Raw genomic sequence first — 2,922 nt, 5'->3', positions numbered from 1 at the left:
CGGCCTAAGGCGATGCTGGACAAGTCCCGCGTGCGCATCGCATCCGCGCCTCGGGCGGTCTGCGGCGTTGCAAATCCGCGCCATGGCTTGGGCTATGGCTGTGGTTTGCGCCTTGCATCCCATCCCGATGCGCGGCGCGCTGCATCACGGGAACTTGTTCAGCGTCGCCCTAAAGTCCTTTTCGTCATGAGGGTATGAACAATCGTTCGTTGGCATGCGCCGGCGGAACGCCTAGCCTCCCGGGAAGGCTGTCAGTTCGTCAGCCGCACAACCCCAGGAGAGACATCATGAGCTTGCGCATTGGCAGTACGGCCCCCGACTTCACGGCGGAGACCACCGAGGGCACGATTCATTTTCACGACTGGATCGGCGACAGTTGGGCCTTGCTGTTTTCCCATCCGAAAGACTTCACCCCCATCTGCACGACGGAACTGGGCACGGTCGCCCGGCTCAAGCCGGAGTTCGACCGCCGCAACTGCAAACTCATCGGCCTCTCGGTCGACCCCGTCGCCGGGCATCGCTTGTGGGCCCAGGACATTGCCGAGACCCAGGGCACGGCGCCCAACTACCCCATCATCGGCGACACCGACCTGAACGTGGCCAAGCTGTACGACATGCTCCCGGCCGAGGCGTCGGGCGCCTCCGATGGCCGCAGCGCCGCCGACAACGCCACGGTGCGCAGCGTGTTCTTCATCGGCCCCGACAAGAAAATCAAGGCCATGCTGGTCTACCCGATGAGCAACGGCCGCGACTTCAACGAAGTGCTTCGCCTGCTGGATGCCCTGCAACTCACTGCGAAGCACGGCGTCGCCACGCCGGCCAACTGGCACCCGGGGGATGACGTCGTCATTCCCACCTCCATCAGCGACGAAGCCGCGAAGCAGAAGTTCCCCGGCGGGTGGAAGGCGCTCAAGCCCTATTTGCGCGTCGTGCCGCAGCCGAAGTAACCGGGGCCGGGCTTGCCCGGAACGGGCAGGGCCGTTATGGGCGGCACCTAGAATTTGGGCGCCCCGGCGGTTCCCGCCCCCTCCTTCCCGACCCATGCCCACCTGGACCACCTACCTCCTCTTCGTCGGCTTTGCCTTGGCCGCGTCCTTCACGCCCGGGCCGGCGGTCATGCTGTCGATCCACAACGCCATGTACTTCGGCTGGCGGTGCGCGCTGTGGTCGTCCTTGGGCAACGTCTCGGGCCTGCTGGCCCTGGCCACGCTCAGCGCCTTGGGGCTCAACGCCGTGCTGCAAACCTCCGAACTGGCCTTCACCCTGGTCAAGGTCGCAGGCGCCACCTACCTCGTCTGGCTGGGCATTCAGCAATGGCGCAGGGCGGGGCAGGCTTCGCCGCAAGCGCTGGCCACCGTGCCTGGCGAGGAGCGAGCCGACCATCACCCCCGCAGGCTCTACGCCAAGGGCGTGACGGTGGCCTTGACCAACCCCAAGGCCATCGCCTTCATCGCCGCCCTGTTCCCGCAATTCCTCAGCGTCTCCCGGCCGATGGGTCTGCAGTACGCCGTGCTGACCTTAACGTTCATGGCCATCTCGCTGCTCGTCCTGAGTCTCTATGCGGGGCTTGCCGTGCTGACGCGCAGGCGCCTGAACACCTGGTTCGCCTCGGGCTGGCCGCAGCGCGTTTCCGGGACGGTGTTCTGCGCCTTCGGCGTGGGCCTGCTGCGCCTGCACCGGGCGTGAGGCTTGAACGCAGGCCGTCAGTCAGCCTCGGCGCTCATCCGTTCGATGGCCGCCCAGCCCCGTTGGGCGCGCACATGGACAAGCGGGCGTTGACTGGCGCTGGCGGCGGGGCCGACAACTTGCGCGCTGGCGCGACAAAAATTGTCAGTCGCTGACTGGAATTGTTGCTGCTGGCGCTGGTGCGGAGGCGCAAAGCGTGAACGGGTTCACGAAATGCAGCCCGCTGCGGGCTGGCACGGATGCTGCTCCTATTGGCATGCCCCTCAGGGGGGAATGTTCACCAACCCACCGCGGACCGGCGTCAACACCGGTGATTTACAGGCGCGGAGTCCGCGGCTTTGACACTTCTAGGAGCTCTCAGATGAAAAAGCAACTGCAACAAGGCTTCACCCTGATCGAATTGATGATCGTGGTGGCCATCATTGGTATTTTGGCGGCCATCGCGATTCCGGCGTATCAGAACTATGTAATTCGTGCGCAGGTGACGGAAGGTTTGTCGCTGGCCGATGGCGCAAAGACTGCTATTGCGGAGTATTGGACTAATCATGGCACATTCCCAACGACGAATGCGCTTGCTGGTTTGGCGACAGATACCTCGATAACTGGTAATTATGTTAGCCAAGTGAATGCGGCGAATGGCAAGATTTTGGTTACGTTCAGCGACACAGCCCCTCAAAAGGCCAACAGTGCTATCAATACCAAGGTGCTGTCTCTCTCAGCTATTGCTGCTGCTGGTGCTGGTTCGATTACTTGGACATGCGGCACCACAAGCGCCGGAACAACTGTTTCCACCCAGTATCTTCCCTCTTCCTGCAATGGTTCTTAAAAGAAAATAACGAATTAGGGGTTCCTATTCCGCTATAAACCCGCCGTATGGCGGGTTTTTTATTTCCGCTTTCTTCGGTTTCCCTCGGACGGAATGCTGTATAGAAGGAAGAAGAAAGAAAAGCAAAAAAGGGGGACAGACCCCTTTCTCCGACTATCCTCTACCGACCAATACCCCGCCCTCCTCCCCATGCCACGCCGTCACCGGCTCGCGCTGCCTCACACACAGAAAATGGGGTCAGACCCCGCCTCCCTAAAACCCGCCGCGAGGCGGGTTTTTTCTTGTGTGCGCCCGGCACGGGCGCACTCCTGCGGGTGCAAGTCCCGCCACAAGCTGGTCATGGCGAGTGAAGCGAAGCGCAACTGCGTGAGGGCGACCGAGCGTGGGGAGGAAGCGTGGAACGTAAATCG

The 2,922-nt window shown here is 62.3% G+C and carries 4 protein-coding genes; 3 read left to right on the top strand and 1 reads right to left on the bottom strand.

Translation table 11 applies throughout. The annotated features are described in order from the left end of the window. Positions 1–287 precede the first annotated feature (287 nt). The 3 genes from ACYCUK_RS24135 (at position 288) to ACYCUK_RS24125 (ending at position 2,512) form a co-directional block, all read left to right on the top strand. A complete protein-coding gene (locus ACYCUK_RS24135; protein WP_461597119.1) occupies positions 288–947 on the top strand; it encodes a peroxiredoxin in 660 nt (219 codons plus the stop codon). Between the two features lie 94 nt (positions 948–1,041). Beyond that, the gene (locus ACYCUK_RS24130; RefSeq protein WP_461597118.1) at positions 1,042–1,686 is read left to right on the top strand and encodes a LysE family translocator; all 645 of its coding nucleotides are present in this window, start codon (positions 1,042–1,044) and stop codon (positions 1,684–1,686) included. A gap of 361 nt (positions 1,687–2,047) precedes the next feature. After that, positions 2,048–2,512 (top strand): pilin, encoded by a 465-nt coding sequence (locus ACYCUK_RS24125; RefSeq protein WP_461597117.1) that lies wholly within the window; start codon positions 2,048–2,050, stop codon positions 2,510–2,512. A 218-nt stretch (positions 2,513–2,730) separates the two neighbouring features. On the opposite strand, the gene ACYCUK_RS24120 is transcribed toward ACYCUK_RS24125, so the two are convergent. Further along, positions 2,731–2,922, bottom strand: a 192-nt coding sequence (locus tag ACYCUK_RS24120; RefSeq protein ID WP_461597116.1) for a hypothetical protein, incomplete at its 5' end; no start/stop codon positions are given.

This window comes from Thiomonas sp., from assembly GCF_054608695.1.
This window is presented reverse-complemented; position numbering and strand designations above follow the sequence as displayed.